Genomic DNA, 5,353 nt, shown 5'->3' on the forward strand with positions numbered 1-5,353 from the left:
CACCGACGCCGTCACCCCGGTCGCCTGGATTCTGGCGCGGACGACGAAGATCAAGGCGGGCACCGGCATCATGCAGGTGCCCGCCCGCACGCCCGCCTGCGCGGCAACGACCGTGCTGTCGCTGCAGGCATTGTCGGGCAACCGCTTCCTGTGCGGCGTCGGTCCGTCCGGTCCGCAGGTGATCGAGGGCTGGCACGGCGTCCCCTATGGCAAGCCGCTGCAGCGGGTGAAGGAATACATCGCCATCATCCGGGAGATCCTGAAGCGTGAAAAGCCGCTGGAATTCCACGGCGACCAATACACGATCCCCTATGCCGGACCGGACGCCACCGGCTTGGGCCGCCCGCTGCGCTCGATCGCGCATGGCAATCCGGACGTGCCGTTCTTCACCGCTTCCATCACCCCCGCGGGCCTGCGCGTGGCGGGCGAGGCGGCGGACGGCAACCTGCCGATCTTCTTCTCACCTGACGCACCCCAGGTGGTGACTGGCCCGACGCTGGAGGGGCGCCGCAAGGTCGGCAAGACGATGGAAGGTTTCGACACCGCGCCTTATGTCCGAGCGAAGATGGGCCCGGACGTGGCGGCGTGCCGGGACGCGGTCAGGCCGGAGTTGGCGCTGTATATCGGCGGCATGGGTGCGAGGTCGAAGAACTTCTACAACGACATGGTCTCCAAGATGGGCTTCGAGGCCGAGGCGAAGACGATCCAGGACCTGTACCTGGACGGCAAGAAGACCGAGGCCGCGGCCGCGGTGCCGGACGCGCTGATCGACGCCATCTCCCTCGTCGGCCCGGCGGAGCGGATTCGCGACCGGCTCCAGGCTTGGAAGGCCGTGGCGAAGGACAGGCATGTCGGCACCATGGTGCTGAAGGGCGCCAGCGTGGAGGCGATGCGGGTGGTGGCGGAAGCGGTGCTGTAGAGGCAGGAGCGCGAGCTTGAAACAAATACGCAATTAGCGTAAATTCCGTACTTTGAATGAGGGCGCCAATGCGCGAAGTTCCAGCCACGGAATTCGCCCGCAATTTCGGCCAGTATCGAGAGATCGCACAGCGGGAACCGGTTGCCGTGACCAGCCATGGTCGTCCCACCGGCTATTTTATCTCGGTCGTCGAATATGAGGAGCTGCAGCGCCTCAAGGCATTCGGTGGCCGCAGCCGTTCTGTCGCCGATATGACCGGGGACGAGATCGATCGGATGACAGCCGGCCGGATGGGGGCCGAACACGAGCACCTCGATGCCTTGCTGGACGGAGAGTAGCCCGATCCGCCGATGGCGATCCCAGAACCGCAGCTTGGTCTCGTCATTCCATATACGTATCTATGGCATCATGAATACCGAGCAGGAAACGAGGAGGGGCGGAAGAACCGGCCGTGCGTGATCGTTTTGGCAGCGGCCTCAACGGATGCAGACATCACCCTTGTCAGTGTTGTTCCTGTAACCCACAGCAAGCCGGCCGATCTTTCCTTGGCCGTGGAACTGCCGGCAGCCGTGAAGCGTCATCTCGGCCTGGATCCCGAACGATCGTGGGTCATATTGGACGAAATCAACGAATTCGCTTGGCCGGGCTTTGATCTCCGGCCGCTGCCGGGTTCTAGGGACCAGTTCGCCTATGGGTTCCTTCCGCCACGACTTTTCAATCAGATCATGGCGACGTTGAGGGAGGTCTGGAGTCGCGGACGGAGTAGGCGAACAGCTCGAGATTAAGAAGACGCCGCAAACCGCCGGAACGACGCCGCCAGCACCTCGTACACCGGCCGCTTGAACCCGACCGCCAGCGCGGGCAGCGCTGCCAACTCCACCCAGCGCCAAGCGTCGAATTCCGGGTGATCGTCGGCATCCAGCCGCACATCGTGGTCGTCCCCCAGGAACCGCAGCGCGAACCATTTCTGGCTCTGTCCGCGATACCGTCCGCCCCAGGCGACACCCAGGAGGTGCGACGGCAGCTCATAGGTCAGCCAATCCACATGCTCGCCGATGATTTCGGCATTCGCGGTGCCGATTTCCTCGGCCAGTTCCCGCAGCACGGCGTCCCGCGGGTCCTCGCCTGTGTCGATCCCGCCCTGCGGCAGTTGCCAACCGCCATCCGGGCCGTCCTTCATCGGCATGCCGATGCGGTGCGCCACCAGCACGCGGCCGTGGGCATTGAACAGGACGGCGCCAACGTTGCGCCGATAGGGCAGATCGCTCAAACCGACTCCTTTAGAACGACGCCAGCGTGCCGACCGGAACCAGGTCGACGCCCTTGGCGTCCAGGCCTCGGCTCCAGGCCGCTGCCCGCTCCAGCGTCACCGGGCGCGGCAGGGTGATAATTCCCACGGCGGCGCCTTTGTCCAGCGCGATATGCGTCAGTGCGTCCAGGCGTGCATCAAGCGTCGCACTATTCACCGGATCGTCATCCAGGACCGCATCCGCCTGCCGCCCCTTCGCTGCCAGGGGCTGGGTGCCGGCTTCCAGAAAAAACAGGCCCCGTCCGGCGATTTCCTTCTGCACCGCGCCGAACAGGTCGGGGGCGCTCATCAGGCTCTCGCCCTTCAACGGTCCCAGCACATTGGTCACGCCCACATAGCCCGAGACGCTGCCCAGGATCGTCCGCAGGCGCGCGGCGTTCTCCCCGTCGGCCAGCGTCGTCATCAGTGCCGTCGCACTGTCCGGATCGTCCAGTGGAAAGCGGCGCGGCTCCATCGGGATCGAAAGCAGATATTCGTGCCCACGCCGCCGGATCATCGGCAGCACGCGATCGAGGTTCCCGGACCCCGGCATCACGGCGAAACTGACCGCCGGGGGCAGGTGGTCGATCGCGGCGACGCTGTCGGCCAGGCTGAGGCCGATGCCGCCCACCAGTAGCGCGACGCGCGGCCGGACCGGTCCGGTCGGCTTCGACCGGTGGGCGATCAAGGGGGCAGGGGCTGCGCCGATGGCCGCCGGGGGCGGTCCGGCGAGCTGCAGCGATGCCAGCAGCGCCGCGAACAGGCCGCCGGTGATCGTCCAGAAGCGGCCGAGCCCTCTCCAGCCGCGGAGAAAGCCCGTCAGGCGGGAAACCTGGAATTGCGCCAAGCCACTCAGCATGCCTCTGACATACTACTATAAGTAGAAATACGCAACGATAACTCGCCTAAACGATGGCCCGCGCTGCCCCATCCCCCGGCGTTGGACGACGGACCGAGCGCCGCCTATGGTCCGGCGGAGAACCGGAGGAAGCCAAGCCATGACCGACGCCCCAGTTGTCCGCCTGGAAAAGGACGGCGACATCGCCCTGATCATCGTCAACTACCCCCCGGTCAATGCCTTGGGTCCCGGCGTATCGGACGGCATCATCGAATGCCTGAACAGGGCGAACGGCGATCCCGGCGTTAAGGCGATGGTGCTGATGGGCGACGGTCGCAGCTTCATCGCCGGCGCGGATATCCGGGGCTTCGGCACCGGCCGCAAGCGTCCGCCGATCGGAAGCCGCACCTACGACGTGCTCGACGCCAGTCCCAAGCCGGTGGTCGCCGCGATCCACGGCTATGCCCTGGGCGGCGGGCTGGAGAACGCGATGGCCTGCCATTACCGGATCGCCGTCCCCTCGGCGAAAGTCGGCCTGCCGGAGGTCCAGATCGGCATCCTGCCGGGCGGCGGCGGCACGCAGCGCCTGCCCAGGCTGGCAGGGGTCCAGGTGGCGCTGGACATGATCACCTCCGGCCGCCACGTCCCCGCCCCCGAGGCCCTGACGTTCGGCATCCTCGACGAAGTCCTGCCGCAAGGTGCCGACTTGCGTTCCTCGGCCGTGGCCTACGCCCGCAAGATCGCCGCTGTCCGTCCGCTGCCGCGCGTGCGCGACAAATCGGCGACCGCTGATCCGGGCGTCTTCGAGGCGATGCGCAAATCCATCGCCCGCAAGGCCCGCAATCAGCTTGCGCCCTATCACTGCATCGCGGCCGTCGAGGCCTCGGTCACGCTGCCGTTCGACGAGGGCATCGCCAAGGAAGCCGCCCTGTTCGCGGAGCTGGAGAACAGCGACGAGGCGAAGGCCCTGCGGTACGCCTTCTTCGCGGAGCGGGAAGTGGCGAAGATCCCCGACCTTCCCGTCGGCGTGGAGCCACACGACTTCCACATCCCGGCGGTGATCGGCGCCGGCACGATGGGCGGCGGCATCGCCATGGCCTTCGCCGATTTCGGCTACGACGTGAAGATCATGGACGCGACCCGGGACGCCCTGGATCGCGGCATGGAGAAAATCCGCAACAACTACGCCACCTCGGTCAAGCGCGGCAGCCTGAAGCAGGAGGAGATGGAGAAGCGGCTGGCGCGCATCCATCCCGTCGGCGGCTATGAGGACCTGCGCGATTGCGACCTTGTCGTCGAAGCGGTGTTCGAACGGATGGACGTCAAGAAGCCGGTGTTCGAGAAGCTCGACGAGGTCCTCGGCCCCCAAGCCTTCCTGTATTCCAACAGTTCGGCGCTGGACCTGGACGAATTGGCCGGGGTGACGAAACGGCCGGAGCGGGTGGCGGGAACCCATTTCTTTTCGCCCGCCAACGTGATGAAGCTGCTGGAGGTGGTGCGGCCGCCGCGTGCGTCGTTCGAGACGGTGGCGACTGCGATGGCGCTGGGGCGGAAGATCGGCAAGGTCTCGGCGATCGCGGGCAACACGGATGGCTTCGTCGCCAACCGGTCGCGTGCACCATTCAACAGCGAGATGGTGATCCTGCTGGAGGAAGGCTGCCTGCCGGAGCAGGTCGACAAGGTGATGGTGGATTTCGGCTATCCGATGGGGCCGTTTGCCGTCGGCGACCTGGCGGGCCTGGACATCAGCGCCGAGGGCCGCAAGCGCCGCGCAGCCGCCAATCCCAACTACCGCAAGCTGCCGATCGCCGACACGCTGGTGGAGATGGGGCGGCTGGGCCAGAAGACCGGCGCCGGATGGTACCGCTATGAAAAAGGCGACCGCACGCCGCACCCGGACCCCGAGGTCGCCGCCATCATCAAGCGGATCGCCGCCGAGATGGGCGTGCCGCAGAAGACCTTCACCGACCAGGAAATCCTGCGTCGCCTGCTGTTCAGTTCGGTGAACGAGGCCTGCAAGATCCTGGAGGAAGGCAAGGCCTACCGCACCAGCGACGTCGACGTGATGTGGCTGCACGGGTTCGGCTTCCCGCGCTACCGCGGCGGCCTGTTCTTCTGGGCCGACGGCATCGGCGTGCGGGAGGTCTATAACCAGATCGCCGCCTGGCACCAGCAATACGGCGACCGCTGGGCCCCGTCGAAGCTGCTGCGCGACCTGGCGGAGAGCGGGACGTCGTTCCGGGAGGCGAAGCCGGCGCCGTTCGTCTGAGCAAATCGAGCCGGCTTCGTCCCCTCCCGTCATGGGTGG

6 protein-coding genes are annotated in these 5,353 nt (G+C 66.4%); 4 read left to right on the forward strand and 2 right to left on the reverse strand.

Annotation, left to right across the window (positions count from 1 at the left end; genetic code table 11):
* From VHB27_RS05345 to VHB27_RS05355, 3 genes are all read left to right on the forward strand, one after another.
* On the forward strand, positions 1-919 hold a 919-nt coding region (locus tag VHB27_RS05345), incomplete at its 5' end, for an LLM class flavin-dependent oxidoreductase (protein ID WP_325597944.1).
* 68 nt (positions 920-987) lie between these two features.
* Positions 988-1,257: a type II toxin-antitoxin system prevent-host-death family antitoxin gene (locus VHB27_RS05350; protein ID WP_325597946.1), complete on the forward strand. Its 270-nt coding sequence runs from the start codon at positions 988-990 to the stop codon at positions 1,255-1,257.
* Between the two features lie 12 nt (positions 1,258-1,269).
* On the forward strand, positions 1,270-1,704 hold the full coding sequence (locus VHB27_RS05355; protein ID WP_325597948.1) for a type II toxin-antitoxin system PemK/MazF family toxin: 435 nt from the start codon (positions 1,270-1,272) through the stop codon (positions 1,702-1,704).
* Here VHB27_RS05355 and VHB27_RS05360 read toward each other — a convergent pair.
* Together VHB27_RS05360 and VHB27_RS05365 are read right to left on the reverse strand one after the other, a co-directional pair.
* The gene (locus VHB27_RS05360; RefSeq protein ID WP_325597950.1) at positions 1,701-2,189 is read right to left on the reverse strand and encodes an RNA pyrophosphohydrolase; all 489 of its coding nucleotides are present in this window, start codon (positions 2,187-2,189) and stop codon (positions 1,701-1,703) included. The two genes, VHB27_RS05355 and VHB27_RS05360, sit on opposite strands and share 4 nt — an antisense overlap.
* 10 nt (positions 2,190-2,199) lie before the next feature.
* The gene (locus VHB27_RS05365; protein ID WP_325597952.1) at positions 2,200-3,066 is read right to left on the reverse strand and encodes a divergent polysaccharide deacetylase family protein; all 867 of its coding nucleotides are present in this window, start codon (positions 3,064-3,066) and stop codon (positions 2,200-2,202) included.
* Between the two features lie 139 nt (positions 3,067-3,205).
* On the opposite strand from VHB27_RS05365, the gene VHB27_RS05370 reads away from it, so the two are divergent.
* Entirely contained in the window at positions 3,206-5,314 is a 2,109-nt protein-coding gene (locus VHB27_RS05370) for a 3-hydroxyacyl-CoA dehydrogenase NAD-binding domain-containing protein (protein ID WP_325597954.1), read from the forward strand.
* The last annotated feature ends 39 nt before the right edge of the window (positions 5,315-5,353 follow it).

Source organism: Rhodopila sp. (assembly GCF_035548235.1).
In the GTDB taxonomy this organism is placed as follows: domain Bacteria; phylum Pseudomonadota; class Alphaproteobacteria; order Acetobacterales; family Acetobacteraceae; genus Rhodopila.